14 protein-coding genes are annotated in these 15,948 nt (G+C 29.1%); all 14 read left to right on the forward strand.

Annotated elements, in window-relative coordinates; translation table 11 throughout:
• Positions 1-18: 18 nt before the first annotated feature.
• Positions 19-291, forward strand: coding sequence for a helix-turn-helix domain-containing protein (locus HOY35_RS01085; protein ID WP_283770035.1), 273 nt, complete (start codon positions 19-21; stop codon positions 289-291).
• A gap of 432 nt (positions 292-723) precedes the next feature.
• Entirely contained in the window at positions 724-1,560 is an 837-nt protein-coding gene (locus HOY35_RS01090) for a thymidylate synthase (protein ID WP_172210174.1), read from the forward strand.
• A 459-nt stretch (positions 1,561-2,019) separates the two neighbouring features.
• Positions 2,020-2,865 (forward strand): BglG family transcription antiterminator LicT, encoded by an 846-nt coding sequence (licT, locus tag HOY35_RS01095; RefSeq protein ID WP_172210175.1) that lies wholly within the window; start codon positions 2,020-2,022, stop codon positions 2,863-2,865.
• 196 nt (positions 2,866-3,061) lie between these two features.
• Entirely contained in the window at positions 3,062-4,957 is a 1,896-nt protein-coding gene (locus HOY35_RS01100) for a beta-glucoside-specific PTS transporter subunit IIABC (protein ID WP_172210176.1), read from the forward strand.
• An 89-nt stretch (positions 4,958-5,046) separates the two neighbouring features.
• A complete protein-coding gene (locus HOY35_RS01105; protein ID WP_172210177.1) occupies positions 5,047-6,492 on the forward strand; it encodes a glycoside hydrolase family 1 protein in 1,446 nt (481 codons plus the stop codon).
• Positions 6,493-7,866: 1,374 nt separating this feature from the next.
• Entirely contained in the window at positions 7,867-8,979 is a 1,113-nt protein-coding gene (locus HOY35_RS01110) for an iron-containing alcohol dehydrogenase (RefSeq protein ID WP_172210178.1), read from the forward strand.
• Positions 8,980-9,144: 165 nt separating this feature from the next.
• Positions 9,145-9,582 (forward strand): MarR family winged helix-turn-helix transcriptional regulator, encoded by a 438-nt coding sequence (locus tag HOY35_RS01115; protein ID WP_172210179.1) that lies wholly within the window; start codon positions 9,145-9,147, stop codon positions 9,580-9,582.
• Between the two features lie 51 nt (positions 9,583-9,633).
• Positions 9,634-10,272, forward strand: a complete 639-nt coding sequence (locus HOY35_RS01120; RefSeq protein ID WP_172210180.1) for a nitroreductase family protein — start codon at positions 9,634-9,636, stop codon at positions 10,270-10,272.
• A gap of 191 nt (positions 10,273-10,463) precedes the next feature.
• Positions 10,464-11,663, forward strand: a complete 1,200-nt coding sequence (locus HOY35_RS01125) for an iron-containing alcohol dehydrogenase family protein (protein ID WP_172210181.1) — start codon at positions 10,464-10,466, stop codon at positions 11,661-11,663.
• 178 nt (positions 11,664-11,841) lie between these two features.
• Positions 11,842-13,206 (forward strand): DHA2 family efflux MFS transporter permease subunit, encoded by a 1,365-nt coding sequence (locus tag HOY35_RS01130; protein ID WP_172210182.1) that lies wholly within the window; start codon positions 11,842-11,844, stop codon positions 13,204-13,206.
• A gap of 387 nt (positions 13,207-13,593) precedes the next feature.
• Positions 13,594-13,815 carry an RNA polymerase sigma factor gene (locus HOY35_RS01135; RefSeq protein WP_249641458.1) on the forward strand — a complete coding sequence of 74 codons (222 nt, stop codon included), beginning with the start codon at positions 13,594-13,596 and terminating at the stop codon, positions 13,813-13,815.
• Complete coding sequence (locus HOY35_RS01140; protein ID WP_172210184.1) at positions 13,808-14,047, forward strand: helix-turn-helix domain-containing protein; 240 nt, start codon at positions 13,808-13,810, stop codon at positions 14,045-14,047. The genes HOY35_RS01135 and HOY35_RS01140 overlap by 8 nt, the downstream gene beginning before the upstream one ends.
• A gap of 412 nt (positions 14,048-14,459) precedes the next feature.
• On the forward strand, positions 14,460-14,711 hold the full coding sequence (locus HOY35_RS01145; protein WP_172210531.1) for a DUF3173 domain-containing protein: 252 nt from the start codon (positions 14,460-14,462) through the stop codon (positions 14,709-14,711).
• A complete protein-coding gene (locus HOY35_RS01150) occupies positions 14,704-15,894 on the forward strand; it encodes a site-specific integrase (protein ID WP_172210185.1) in 1,191 nt (396 codons plus the stop codon). Before HOY35_RS01145 ends, HOY35_RS01150 begins: the two co-directional genes overlap by 8 nt.
• The last annotated feature ends 54 nt before the right edge of the window (positions 15,895-15,948 follow it).

Genomic DNA, 15,948 nt, shown 5'->3' on the forward strand with positions numbered 1-15,948 from the left:
GCGAAAAAATCCATTAGTCTGAAAGTAGGCGATAGATTGGAACCAATAGTTACATATACGGATAAATCAAATATTTCTCGTGGGACAATACCAAATATTATGCAAGAAATTAAAAACAGTAAAGCAATAGTTGTTGAATCTAGGACCCATTTAGGAACAGTTGTTTTAGATATTGATTATAAAAAGTTAAGGTTTTTAGTACATTCAAATTCATTAGTAGGAGTAATGCCTTTACCTTTATTACTATGGCAGGTATTGCTCCTATACAAGATAAAGTTGACCATGCTGTAAAATTAGGATTAAATCCTTATTAAAATATGTTTCTATTATTAATTTTAAAATAAACAATATCACTTCAATAAAAATGATAAATTGTATTTTTATAATAATAATTCTGATCTTTTTTGGTTTATTTGTAATAAAACTTCATTTAATAATAAATTTGAGTATAATTTTTATACATGAATTAATAATTTAATGTAACTCACCATTGAAAAAAAAAAAAAAAAGTATATAATTGATTTATCAATGGTTGATTTATCAATTGTAAAATTTGGATAAATATATATTATTTACTAATAATTCATTAATTTTATTCTTGGATAGACATATAATGGTTTTGGACAAATTGAAATTATCTTAATAAGTATTCAAATAAAATTTTTTTTTATAAAAAAATAAATTTAAGTAATTAGTAAATAATTTATTTATAGAGGTGCTAAAATGACATACGCAGATGAAATTTTTAAAGAAAATATAAAAAAAATTCTCACAGAAGGAGTTTATAGTGAAAGAGCACGTCCAAAGTATTTAAATGGTTTAGAAGCAAAAAGTAAATATATTACTGGAAATTTTGTCGAGTATAATCTTTCAAAAGGACAATTTCCAATAACTACTTTACGGCCAATACCAATAAAGTCAGCGATTAAAGAATTACTGTGGATTTATCAAGATGAATCAAATTCTCTATCTCTTTTAAAAGATAAGTACAATGTTCATTATTGGGACGCTTGGGATATAGGTAATGGTACAATTGGAATGCGATATGGAGCAACTGTCCACAAACATCAAATCATAAGAAAATTGTTAAAAGGTTTATCTGAAAATCCTTGGAATCGTAGAAATGTAATTAGTTTATGGCAATATGAGGATTTTGAACAAAGTAATGGTATATTGCCATGTGCATTTCAAGTCATGTTTGATGTAAGACGTGTTCACGAAATCATTTATTTAGATGCAACATTGATTCAGCGATCAAATGATATGTTAGTTTCACATCATATTAATGCAATACAATATGTTGCTTTGCAATTAATGATAGCCACTCATTTTGGATGGGAAGTTGGTAAATTTTGTTATTTAGTAAATAATTTGCATATTTATGATAATCAGTACAATCAGGCTAAAATTTTGTTAAATCGGAAACCAGCGGAATTGGAGCCAAAATTAATTCTGAATTTAAATAAAGGAACAAATTTTTATAAAATTAAAATTGATGATTTTGAAATTTTAAATTATAAACCTGTTTTACCACAATTAAAATTTGATTTGGCTATTTAATTATTTTTATTATTCTGTGATATGTTATAACGAATTGTGACTAATATGGTAAACTAAACTATTGAAAAAATTCTATATTTTTTGTTGTTCTGCGTTTTTATATGATATCAATGATTGTAATTTCAAACAAATGTATTAATTTTCTGGAGAGAAACGCTTGCAATGTCATCATTATAGTTGGAAATATAGGAGTTTTTTTCGATTTTATTATTTAATAACAAATATTTTAGCTTCAGATAAAATATTCAAAAGTGTAGTTTTTTTATACTGAAACAAGAAAATGTTTTTATAAAAAAATATTGACAGCGCTTACTAAGTTGTGATAGATTTACTTTAGATATTTTTTTGTGGATTGTGACTGATAATTCAGGCAAGACTACTTAAATGCCTTTGTGAGACATTTGTGTAGTTTTGACCTGTTTTTTTTATTTTTTATGCAAATTATGGGAGGTGATAACATTGGTCATTTTTAAAATTTTAAATAATAATCTAGTGATTTCTAAAAATAATGATGATCAAGAAATAATAGTTAGAGGTAAAGGTATTGGGTTTCAAAGAAAAAAAGGACAAGAAATTGATTTAAACACCATAGAAAGAATTTTTACTCCTCAAGACAAATTTGAAAGTGAATACATTCAAAATTTACTTTCCACAATTTCTAAAGAATATATGGATATTGCAGAAGAAATTGTGAATTATGCGAGAGAAAATTTACAATTGGATGTAACAGATGGAATTATTTTTTCATTATGTGATCATATACATGGTACTGTAGATAGACAAAGAAATGGTATTTCTGTTCCTAATCCCATGTTATGGGACATTAAGAATTCCTATCCGAAAGAATTTAATGCTGGGGAAAAAGCAGTAGAACTTGTAAACGAAAAATTTGGAATTAATGCAAGCAATAATGAGAGCGCATTTTTTGCTTATCATTTTATTGGAAATCAATTGAATAATACAAATAAAGGTCAAATTGCTATTATTTCAAAGTTTATTCTAAAAATCATTGATATTATTGAATTGAGTTTTCAAAAAAAAATAGATAAAGATAGTATAAATTATCAAAGATTTATCACTCATTTGAAATTTTTTGCGCAGAGATTATTTAATAGAAAAGAACATCTTGAGAATGTTGAAAAAGATTTTTATTTTGTAGTTAAGAGAAAATATCCAAAAGTTTATCAATGCTCAGTAATAATTGCTGATTTTTTATATGAAGAATATAAATTTGAACTTAATAAAGAAGAATTGCTTTATTTAATGTTGCATATTGAAAGAGTAACAAATGAAGAAAGAAAATAGTTTACTTTGTGGATGATAGGATTGTGACTGATAATGCAGGCAATACCTTGACATATTAACAACTCAATTATTGAGGATTAATTGTCAAGGTATTACCTGCATTTTTTATTTTAGAGAAAATAAAGTTGGAGGAATGAAAAAAATGAAATTGATACAAAGTTTTGAAATATTTTAAGTAAATGGAGGAGAAGTAATCATGGTATTAAATTATTCAGAAACAGCAAAGAATATTTTGAAGTGTATGGGTGGAGAAAAAAATGTGCAAAGTTTAGGGCATTGTATGACTAGACTTAGATTTTCGGTGAAAAACAAAGAGAATGTTGAAAAAGAAAAGTTAGAACGAATTAATGGAGTATTAAGAGTTGTAGAACAAGGTGGACAAATTCAAGTAGTTATTGGGAATGATGTTGATAAAGTTTATGAAGAAATAACGAAGGTTAATAAGTTTAATGGAGCCGACATAGTGACCGAAAAAAAAAGTGAAGAAAAAGAAAGTATTGTATCTAGAATTATAGGTTTTATATCTTCAAGCATGACTCCATTATTACCAGCATTATTAGGCTGCGGAATGATAAATGTATTGTTAGCAATATTAAAATTGCTTAATTTAATTAATGATAGTAGTAGCACCTATATTATTTTATCTACTATGGCAGATACAGTTATTTATTTTTTGCCTATTATGTTGGCATATACCTCAGCCAAAAAAGTTGGAATGAATCCATTCGTAGCTATGGCTATTGGAGGCGTTTTATTACATCCCAATTTAGTAGCCTTATTGGCAGAAGGAAATACATCTTTTTTGGGACTGCCAGTAACTGCAGCATCTTATAATGCATCTGTTTTACCAATCTTAATGATGGTTCCAATCATGGGATATATTGAAAAAATTGCAGATAAAATTTGTCCAGATATGGTGAAAATTTTCTTAAAACCATTAATTGTTATTCTTGTATCATTACCAATTGTACTTGTAGTTGTTGGTCCGTTGGGTACTATTGTAGGAAATTATCTATCTTCTGCTATTTCATTACTTTATGATAAAGCAGGCTGGATAGCTATTATGTTATTATCTGCAACATTCCCTTTTATTGTAATGTCTGGAATGCATTATGCTTTAATGCCTCTCTTTATTTTTACATTCACTAGTGTGGGTTATGAAGCATTAATTACTGTTTCAATGTTTTGTTCAAATATTGCTCAAGGTTCTTCAACTCTTGCAGTCGGATTTAAATCGAAAAATAAGAACATAAAAACAACGGCATTTGCTTCGGGAGTTTCAGCACTTGTTGCAGGAGTAACAGAGCCTGCTATGTATGGAATCACTTTGAAATATAAAACTCCAATGATAGGAGCCATGATAGGAGCTGCTATTGGGGGCTTATTTGCTGGAATAACTGGTTTAGTAACATACGCAATGGGAGGTGCGCCATCAATATTATCTGTGATTCAGATGATCGGTGGAGATGGACTGCGTAATCTTACGTTAGGGATTGTAACGTTAATGATTACTTTAGTTTCTTCTTTTATTGCTACATTTGTTTTATATAAAGATACAACTGGTGAAGTGAAAAAAAATGAAAGTTCTAATGTAAAAATAAGCGATGAAACAATTGATAATTCAGTAAATATGTTAATAGAGAAAAAAAAGGTATTTAGCCCATTATCAGGAAAAATTATTCAATTGAAAGATGTTCCTGACGAAGTTTTTGCAAGTGAAGCTATGGGGGAAGGCATTGCAATTATTCCTGATGAAGGAATTGTTTATTCTCCTGTTGATGGAAAAATATTAGTTACAACAGATTCAAATCATGCAATAGGTGTTGTATCAAATGATGGAGTAGAAATTTTAATTCATGTGGGAATAGAAACAGTTGATCTAAAAGGACAATATTTTAGTACCACTGTTGCAAAAGGAGATGTAGTAAAAAAAGGAGATGTCTTGCTCAAATTTGATATTAAAGCTATTCAAGAAGAGGGATTTAATTTGGTAACACCAGTGATTGTAACTAATACGGCTCATTTTGTGAGTATAAAACTATCAAAAGAAAAAAGTATAGAAAAAGGAGAATTGTTATTTACTCTTGTTTAAATAAAAAATAATATAACTAAAATCAAAAATAAATGATTATATGATGAATATTTTCATTCAATAGTCATATTAATATTAAGGAGGAATTTATGGGATTTCCAGAAGGATTTTTATGGGGTGGAGCTACAGCAGCCAATCAATTAGAAGGAGCATTTGATTTAGATGGCAAAGGATTATCTATTTCAGATGTTTTACCTGGAGGAAAGCAACGTTTTTCAATTGTTGGTGCAGACAGTTTTTCTTGGAAGCTTGAATCGAAAAAATATACTTATCCAAATCACAAAGGTATTGATCATTACCACCGTTTTAAGGAAGACATAGAATTATTTGCTGAGATGGGATTTAAATGCTATCGTTTTTCAATTGCATGGTCGAGAATTTTTCCACAAGGTGATGAGTTTGAACCAAATGAAGCAGGGTTGAAATTTTATGATAAATTAATTGACGAATGTTTAAAGTATAATATTGAACCAGTTGTGACTATATCACATTATGAAATGCCATTAAACTTAGCAAAAAAATATGGTGGTTGGAAAAATCGTAAATTGATTGATTTTTATAGACATTTTTCTGATACAGTTTTAACTAGATATCATAAAAAGGTAAAGTATTGGTTGACTTTTAACGAGATTAATTCTGGTCTTCATTTTCCTGCACTGAGCCAAGGTTTGATTGCATCAACTGGAGCAAAAGAAAGTCAAAATATTTTTCAGGCTTTACATCATCAATTTGTAGGAAGCGCTCTTTCTGTTAAGAAAGCTCATGAATTAGATGCAGATTTGATGGTAGGTTGTATGCTTCTTTATGCCACAACATACAGTTATGATTGTAATCCCATTAATCAGCTTGCATCATTAACTCAAAATCAAGATTTTAACTATTTCTGTGGAGACGTACAAGTACGCGGAAAATACCCTGCATATACTAAGAGAATATTTAAAGAAAGGGGAGTAAAACCTTTAGATATTGAAGATGGAGATTTAGAAATTTTAAAAGCTAATCCTGTTGATTACGTTGGTTTTAGTTATTATCTTTCGGTTGTTCAAAACATTACAGATAAAAATGTGGATAATGTTACAGGAAATATCTTGGGAGGAGCTAAAAATCCGTTTCTTGAATCTAGTGATTGGGGATGGCAGATTGATCCAATTGGGCTTAGGATTACATTAAATGAATTATATGATCGTTACCAAGTACCTCTATTTATTGTTGAAAACGGGCTTGGAGCAAAAGATAAAATTGAAAATGATGGAACAATTAATGATGATTATCGAATTGATTATTTAGCTCGTCATATTCAAGCTATGGAAGCTGCACTTGAGGATGGTGTTGATTTGTTAGGATACACGCCATGGGGATGTATTGACTTGATAAGTGCTTCTACTGGTGAAATGAGTAAACGTTATGGATTTATACACATAGATCTTGATGATAATGGAAATGGTACATTAAAACGCACAAAGAAAAAGTCATTTGAATGGTATAAGGAAGTCATTGGAAGTAATGGGAAATCTATTAGTCAGAGCAAAAATTGAATAGTTTTTGTGTCACAATAATAGTTAAATTTCACTCAAATCCAAACACGAAATGTATTGGAATTTATCGAAATTCTTAATTTAAGATTAAAGTTGAAACTCTAGTAATTTTTTCATTTTTATTGATATTTTTTATTTGAGATTATATATAATAAAAATTTCTCTATTTCTTGCCAAATCATAGATGCTATTAATTTTAATATTGATTCTTTCATAAACTAGGAGGCTGGGACTGTATTCTCAGTCTCTTAGTTAACATTCATGATTTACGGGAAATGATGTGAAAATGATTAAATAAATATCGAGTAATCAAATTTACATGCTATTTTGTAAATTTCTACATTGTCAAACAACTTCAGTTCTATACTCTTTCTTAGATCATTCATTGTGTATTTTTTTGTCATAATCAGTAATTTTATTTTAGCATTCACTAAAATAACAAGTTGGCTTAATTATAAATGTGTCTGATGTCACAATAAAACTAATTTTAATGTATTAGTGTTCTATATAATGTAATGAAATAATATATTTTTTCTGGTTGTTCGCATATTGATATTTTTTCTTTAATCATTCGTATCATAAATTTGCTTAAATAAAGGAATGAGTTAGTTATATTGTTCAAAAATGAATTTATACTTACCTATTTGATTATCTTAAATCAAGATTTCTCCTAGAATTATATTATTTCGTAAATAAGTTAGGACAGCGAAATTTCCTTTAATACGGGTTTATTTAGCACATGAATTAGAGATTACAATTGCTTCTGAATTGATATATAATATGAATTTTTTCGGGAAAATAAGGAATTTTTCATGATATAAGCGAACTTTCAAAAATGCTTTTCACATTAATCTATGATTGTGCGCTGTAATAATAAAAATATAATCTGAAAAGAAGATTTATTGATGGAATACATCCTTATTGGTTTTTCAAGGTTTATGTTGTTATTAATATTAGTTTCTATATAATTAAACCATTGCTCTGAGTAAATTGATAATTTTGTAATTTTTATAGTTGATTACTTTTCTTTTTAGATTTGTGATTACGATACTATCCTTTAGAAATGTTTTCTAAGAGATTTTTACAGTTTCAATTTATGGTTATTTATTTATAACTGTTAGTTTTGTAATTGAATGTAATATAAAAAAATGTTATTATAATTTTTTATTTTCTTATTTGATTAAATATATATAATTTTTTTATTTTACAATGATAAATAGCATTTAAACGCTTTCTAAACTATAAATTTTAATTTTTATGTCATGTAATACTTTTATTATTTCATTTTTTAGTTATGATTATTATAAGAACCAGAAGGATTTTTCTTGGATCAAAAATTATAATAGTTTAAATAAACGAAAGGAAATAACTACAATGAACACAATTTTTATGCCAACAAAAGTTTTTATTGATTTTGAGGTATTAAAGAATAATCAGGAAGCTTGGCTTTTAGGAAAAACCGCTTTACTAGTAACTGGTAGAAAATCAGCAAAAATTAGTGGAGCAGAGTCTGATGTAATTAATATTTTGAAACAAAATAATATTTCATTTCATATTTATAATCAAATTACAAACGATCCAACTATTGAAATGGTTGAAGCAGCAGCAGAATATGGGAAATCAATTCATGCTGATTTTATTATTGGTATTGGTGGGGGTAGTCCAATAGACGCATCTAAAGCGATTGCAGTACTTTGTGCTGATGACATTACCAGAGAAGAATTATTTTCTAATCATTTTTCTAAAGCATTACCAATTGTTGCTATTCCAACAACAGCAGGAACGGGGAGTGAAGTTACTCCATATAGTGTACTTTATCGTCAAGATTTGGGAATTAAAATGAGTTTTGGGTCTCCTGATTTAACTTTTCCCAAATTTGCTCTAATAGATGCAAAGTATACTGAGACGCTTAGAAATGATATTGCTATTTATACAGCAATTGATGCTTTTACACATAGTTTTGAAGGTTTCTTATCGAATAGAGCAACAAATTATTCTGATATGTTAGCATTAAGTGCAATGAAATTATTTGGAGAAATCATTGATCAATTATCCCAAAAAAATTATTCGCTGGAATTACGAAAACAATTACTTTACATCTCAATGATTGGTGGAATTGTTATTTCACATACAGGAGTTACAATTGTTCATGCGATGGGTTATGCTTATACTGTTCATTATAATATTCCTCATGGGCAAGCCAATGGTTTTCTATTAGGGACATATTTAGATTATTTGAAATCAAATGGTAATAAAAAACTTCAGGTTGCTCTTGATGTACTTGGAATCACACATCAAGAATTGATAAAAAAAATTGACGATTTAATTGGGAAGGCCCCCGTGATTACTGACGCAGATGTAGAATTATTCACGGAACAAACCTTGTTACAACAGGCTAGTATTACCAACACTCACGGTAAATTAAATGAAATTATTTTGCTAGAATTATGGAAGAATGAATTTAGAAAATCACGTGAAATGATCTGATGGTAGTTCAAAAATATTAGTGATAGATACAAAAATTGATTTACTTCATTAGAATTCAAAATGATAATAATAGTTTTTATATTAAAAAAAATACTTGAAATTATATTTTTTTAGATATATCATTGACTTATCAATGATGGATTAGTCAATGAAAAGAGGTGAATTATGGGAATATCGAATAAGCAATATGGACAAATTTTGTTTCTTCTAAAAACTTTAGGAAATCAAATTACTCAAAATTTCGAAAAAAAAACAGGCGTTAGTCTTACTAGGTACCAGATGCTGGTATTATTAAGTGAAGGTGAAACTGTTTTGCAAAGCAGTCTTCAACAATCAATTAACATAGACAGTGCTGCGATAACTAGACATTTGAAAATTTTAGAACAGCATAAATTCATCGAAAGGAAGCGTAATCCAGATAATAATAGAGAAGTATTAGTTAAAATAACTGAACAAGGGAAAGAAATGTTTTCAACTTGTATGCCTGGAAATAAAGAATTGACAATACAACTTTATAAAGGAATTGATTCTGAAAAAATTAATATATTATCAGAAACATTGAAGATTTTATATGAAAATTCTAAAAATGAGATGGAAAGATAATATATTATTTTTTTGTAGCTTCAAATATTATATTGAAAAGAGGATATTGATATGAGTAATATATTTAAAGAAAATGATTTTGAAAAAATTTTAAGAGGGCGTAATTCAATAAGAGAATATGATAAAACAGTAAAAATATCGCAAGAAGAAATGCAAGATATTTTGAGCGAAACAGTTTTAGCTCCTTCTTCAGCTAATATGCAGCCTTGGCGTTTCGTTGTTGTTGAAAGTGATAATGCAAAAGCTAAATTAAAACCTTTAATTCGTTTTAATACAAAACAAAATGATACATCTTCAGCTATGATTTTGATTTTTGGAGATTTGCAATGTTATGAATTAAGCGAAGATATTTTTGGAGCAGCAGTTGCTGCTGGAAAGATGCCTCAAGAAGTGAAAGAACAGCAGATGTCTACACTTATTCCTCATTATAAGGGACTGTCAAGGCAAGAAATGATTGAAGTTGTGAAAATAGATGGTAGCTTAGCAGCGATGCAATTGATGCTTGTTGCAAAAGCACATGGATACGATACAAATCCGATGAGTGGTTTTGAAGCAGATCAATTAGCGACAACTTTTGATTTAGATCCAAATAGATATGAACCAATCTTGATTATTTCTATTGGAAAAGCAAATGAAACGGGTTATAGTTCTCTTAGATTACCGGTTGATAAAATTGCAACTTGGAAGTAAATTAATTATAATTTTGATGATAATTAATGATGTTAATACTTATCTTAAAAGTATGTATTGTGCTACAGTTTTTATTTTATAAAAAATGTTGTTTTTTTCTTATTTCTTGTTTAAGGTGTTGAAGAATACTTAAGGACTGGAATAATATTATGAATTATATAATTTTAATGAAATAAAAGAGGGGACTGGATATGGCAAATTATTATGATTTTAGTTGCAATTCTTCCTTCACGTACGGTAAAGGAGTATTAAAGGAGATCAAAAGATTAACACTCGGATTAGGTAATAGATACCTTATTGTTACGGGCTGTGGACCAATTACTGAAGCGACTGTTAAAACGGTGAGAGAAAGTCTTGAAAATTCAATCAGTATTTATCAAAGAAGCTATTCTCCTCTAGGACAGAAGATTCCATTAATGTGCTCTCTCACATTTCCTAATATTGATAATGTTTCACTTGAATACAAATTTTTGGATTATGAAGGCGTTCAAGTGAGTTATGAAAATGTTGAAAAATTAGCTGAAGAATCAAAAAAATTTAAAGCAGATATTTTAGTTTGTATTGGTGGGGGTAAAGTTCTTGATATTGTTCGTGCAGCAGCTACTTCTATTGATCCGTATAATAGACCAAAAGTTGTTATGTGTCCAACTCAAATTGCTTCCAATGCTTCGGCATCATCAATGAGTGTTTTTTATAATGAAAATGGAACTAAAATGATTGACATATGGAATATGGCTTATCCCCCTGAAGTAGTTCTTCTTGATACTGAAATTGTTGTAAATGCTCCAGTAATCACTCTCATTGCTGCAATTGGTGATAACCTAGGTAATAGTCTTGAAATGATACATATGCTTGAACATCTGAATTTGATTGATTCAATAGATCGAAATGCTTTGGCAGAAGTAAAAACGATGATTAATATTTTATTACAATACTCTAAAAGTGCAATAGAATCTATGGAGCGTAGAGTTATTACTAAAGAATTTGAATGGGTTGTTAGCACATGTTCATATTCTGGTGGAGCTTATCGATCAATAGGCTGCGTCTTTTTGTCACATATTTTAGATGAAATTCTTTTAGGGATTGAACCAGTTAATAAAATTCTTCACGGCTTGGTTATTGGATATGCTTCTTTGGTAGAATTCGTATACTTGAAAAAAATTGATGAACTTAAAAGTTATATTAAGTTTTATAATTCCATCGGTATGCCATGTACCCTTAAGGACTTAGGCGTGAAAAATCTTAGTTATGAAAAATTATATAAAATTACTGATGAATTTTTAAAAAATTCAGTAGCGATTTCACTTATTAAATTTACTACAAAGGAAATAGTTGATTCTGTATTTGAATCGGAGCGAATAGTCAGCGAATATTTGAAAGAATGTAATTAATTTATACTAAATCGTAAAGTTAAATATTTATAAATAATAGGTTTTATCTAAAAGATTTTGGCTATTTTTATCTCAACATTTTTTGAGAATAATTAGACTAATATTTCATAAAAAAAGAGTGTATAGTTTAACTCTTTTTTTTAATAATTAATGAATTGTAATTTGGAGGATACTTTTTTTGAATAAAACAATATCGAATAATTCACGAACTTTTTTAATGATTATTTTATTAATAATGTCTTTTACAGCAACTTTAAATCAAACTTTAATGGTAACAGCATTACCTTTAATGATGAATACTCTAAATGTTAATCTGAACACTGTTCAGTGGTTAACGACAGGTTATGTTTTGACCTTAGGGATTATAACACCAATTTCTGCACTATTATTTGAAAAAATAGGGAATCGTGCTTTGTTTTTAAGCAGTACCTTTCTTTTTTTAATAGGAACAATAATTGGATCAGTAAGCAATACATTTTCTCTTGTTTTGGTGGCAAGAATTATTCAGGCAGCTTCTGGTGGAATAATCGTCACGTTTACACAAATATTATTATTGAAATTATTTCCTGTGAGTAAAAGAGGGATTGTAATAGGATACATTAATTTAGTTATTTCTGCTGCTCCGGCAATTGGTCCAACATTATCTGGATTTATTTTGAATAAATTCAATTGGCATACTTTATTTTCAATGACTTTGCCTGTAACAATATTGATAATTATTTTGGGATTTTTTTTCCTTCCCAATTATTCAGAAGTAAAAGATATTAAAATTGATATTTTATCGATTACATCTTCAATTTTAGGTTTCGGTTTACTTTTATCTAGTTTTTCTTTTTTTTTAACAAATCCTTTATTGGCTTTAATTTTGCTAATCATAGGGCTAATAATTTCTACTTACTTTGTGATGCGTCAATTGAATCCCAATATTAGTCCCCTGTTAAATATTCGACTTCTTAATAATAGAAGTTTTAGAAATATGACCATATCAATTATGATTATTTTTGGTATATTAATGGGAACTGAAACAATATTACCTCTATTTACTGAAAATGTTTTAGGATTATCTGCTTTGGATACCGGTTTACTAATGCTTCCCGGAGCAGCTATTATGTCATTATTGTCTCCTTTTATCGGAAAAATGTATGATAAATATGGAATGAAGTGGATTTCAGTTTTAGGTATTATTTTAGTAATTGCTTCTTGTTTTCCTATGATGGATATGTCAAAGGGAACTTCTGTTACTTCAATTATCATTGTATTCACTTTTAGAATGTTAGGATTAGGTTTATTAATGACTGTAATGACATCAGAAGCATTTAAACAAGTTTCTCAGAATCAAGTGAATCATGCGACTGCTTTAAATAATACTTTAAGACAGGTTGGGGCATCTTTTTTTAATACCCTAATGATAGGAATTTCGAGTGTTCCAATTAATTTTGTGGATGGAGTTCGATGGGCTTTTGGAGGGACACTGCTACTAACTCTTATAATAGCAGGTATTCTTTTAAATTATTTTCAAAAAAAAGTTAATCATACTAATTAATATTATAAATTATTGATAATGATAAAGAGATTGATACAAAAAATAATAATTATATTAAAAAAATATTCCTAGAATTCTAAAGTTCTTAGAATATTTTTTTTTTTTCGAAAAAATTCGTCTTTCAAATTGTAGTAGTAGTGGAAAGGGGAAATTGATAAATTTTCTAGTTTTAAGGAGGAGATTATTATAAATAATTCACATGATTCCCACATTCAACATACATTTGATAGTTATTGTAAGAAGGTTATTCGAAACGAAGCAAGAAATATTCAAAAACAGAAAGCAAGATTTAGAGCCTATCAAACATCGTTTTCGTTACTATCAGAAGAAAATATAAATGCACTGAGCTATAAAGATAGTAGTCTGGAAAATAGTTTTGAATTGAAGATGTTAAATAGCACGATTACGATTATTGATCCGCTCCTATTTAACGCAATTAATCGGCTAACCGAAAATCAAAGTGAGGTGATCTTGCTTTTTTACTTCTATGGTTTTAATGATCGAGAAATCGCTGAATTAAATCATATGAGTGTCAGTGGGATTTGGTACCAGCGCCAGATGGCAATTAAGGAAATGAGGCGATATTTGGAGGAAAAACATTATGAGTAAGTTTTCCCAATATTCCTTGTTACCGATTCGAATTATTAGACTTGCAACAAAAGGAGATCCAATTGCCATGCAATACGTATTAACACGATATCGTAGTTATATTCTAAAATTATCATCATTAAATAGGTACGAAAATGATAGTGAGGAATTAATTTATGTTGATGAGTATATGCGAAGGCAACTAGAAACAAAATTGATAGAGAAGGTATTAAAGTTTGATGTTACTAGATAAATTAATTATCCCTTTCCATTTTAACGGCCAATGAAAATTATTAAAATAATTAATGATTTTCGTGGGCTGTTAACAAATAGCCAGTTTGTACTTTGAAAACTGAATAAATGTCTATCAGTACATTCTACTTATAATAAGCCATGTTCTAGTTACGCCATGATAAGTGTTTACTTGGAGCGAATCATTTTCTAGAATGGATTAATCTAGTCAGATTAATGCGATGAATTATAAGTAGGATAATGATACTTCCGTAAGGCTCGCCATAAACTTGGGGAGAGGTGAAAGACCTATGTGCTTTTGACAAAAGCAGCTGATAGATGGAGAAAACGTTTAAAATAATTGCTTTCGTCTTATAAAGCGATAAAATAATAGATGGATATTGTATTGACTCGACCGAGAAAGGAGCACTATGATAAAAACGATGACACGAAGTGATTTAATGGCTTTGGGTTATGGGCCTTCTTTTTCAAGAGATATTATTCGTCAAGCAAAATATTTGATGATTGAAAAAGGGTTTGGTTTTTATAAAACAAAGAAATTAGGTCGAGTTCCAGTTGAAGCAGTGGAGGAAATATTAGGCATAAAATTTAGCCAAGAAGAGTTACGGTTATTGCGCACAACAGATGGCACTACTTTAATCAAGAAGGGAAACTTAAATGATTAAAGTCAATAAACGTTCCAATGGTACGTATGAATTTCGAGCAAGTTTAGGTTTTGATCCGAAAACAGGTAAACGGGTTCAAAAAAGAATGAGTGGCTTTAGAACGAAAGCTGCGGCTAATAAAGCCTATGCACAGTTACTTGTTGATTTTGAAAATGGTTTATTTGATGAATCAGATGAATCAGAATCTAAGCATATGAATTTTCAAGAATTCACTCAAAATATTTTTGTGCCTTGGTACAAAACACGAGTGAAAGAGAGTACCTATCTTAATCGTAAACAGTCTATCAATAAACATTTTGCTTATTTTTACAAAATGAATTTAGATGAAATTACACCATTAGTTTTGCAAGAATGGCAGATTAAAATTCGAAAAAAATGTTCAAGTCAATATGTTCGGTCAATACAAGGTCTATTATCGATTGCTTTTGATCGAGCGATTCTTTTAGGATTAATGCCAGAAAATCCCTCTAAAGTGATTGGCAATGTTAAGAAAGAAAAGAGTCAAATTGATTTTTGGACGAAAGAAGAATTTGAGAAAGTCATTGCTAAGATTTATCTGGGAGACTATTTTCAACATTTTCAATTTGTCGCAATTTGGTTTTTGTTCATGACAGGTATGCGAGTGGGTGAAGCAACCGCAATTCAGTGGTCGGATATTGATTTTGAGAAGCGGACATTGACTATTAATAAAACATTGTTTTATCAAAATGTCGATAACTACCACTTTACTGAACCTAAAACGAGAGCTAGTAATCGAACAATTGCCTTAGATACGGATACAATAAACATTTTGCAAGAGTGGTTCGAGATTCAAACAACCAATTGTCAATCGGAATTTGTTTTATCCTACAATGGTGTCCCCACACAAAAATCAACGATTGCTTACGCGATTAATCGTTACTCAAAAGCTGCAAAAGTTCATCGAATCAGAATTCATGGCTTACGTCATTCGCATGCGTCACTTTTGATTAGTATGGGAGAAAATCCATTAATTGTTAAAGAGCGATTAGGGCATGAGGATATTCAAACCACTTTAGGAACATACGGTCACTTGTATCCAAACAGTAATTTTGAGGTGGCTGATCACCTAAGTGGCTTTGTTAATCGAAAGACAAGTAAAGATACCAAAATTAAGCATTATAGTAGTAATCAATTCATCAAAACAGCTTACGGTAAAAATTAGTTATTTTAAGCTAAAAAAATAGTGTGCCACAACTGTGCCACACCAGAAAAAGAA

This window comes from Enterococcus sp. MMGLQ5-1, assembly GCF_013155265.1.
Lineage (GTDB): Bacteria > Bacillota > Bacilli > Lactobacillales > Streptococcaceae > MMGLQ5-1.

Coding starts and splice junctions, on each gene's coding strand:
- HOY35_RS01090 (WP_172210174.1), top strand. CDS start 724: ATGACATACGCAGATGAAATTTTTAAAGAAAATATAAAAAAAATTCTC.
- HOY35_RS01100 (WP_172210176.1), top strand. CDS start 3,062: ATGGTATTAAATTATTCAGAAACAGCAAAGAATATTTTGAAGTGTATG.
- HOY35_RS01105 (WP_172210177.1), top strand. CDS start 5,047: ATGGGATTTCCAGAAGGATTTTTATGGGGTGGAGCTACAGCAGCCAAT.
- HOY35_RS01110 (WP_172210178.1), top strand. CDS start 7,867: ATGAACACAATTTTTATGCCAACAAAAGTTTTTATTGATTTTGAGGTA.
- HOY35_RS01115 (WP_172210179.1), top strand. CDS start 9,145: ATGGGAATATCGAATAAGCAATATGGACAAATTTTGTTTCTTCTAAAA.
- HOY35_RS01120 (WP_172210180.1), top strand. CDS start 9,634: ATGAGTAATATATTTAAAGAAAATGATTTTGAAAAAATTTTAAGAGGG.
- HOY35_RS01125 (WP_172210181.1), top strand. CDS start 10,464: ATGGCAAATTATTATGATTTTAGTTGCAATTCTTCCTTCACGTACGGT.
- HOY35_RS01135 (WP_249641458.1), top strand. CDS start 13,594: ATGTTAAATAGCACGATTACGATTATTGATCCGCTCCTATTTAACGCA.
- HOY35_RS01140 (WP_172210184.1), top strand. CDS start 13,808: ATGAGTAAGTTTTCCCAATATTCCTTGTTACCGATTCGAATTATTAGA.
- HOY35_RS01150 (WP_172210185.1), top strand. CDS start 14,704: ATGATTAAAGTCAATAAACGTTCCAATGGTACGTATGAATTTCGAGCA.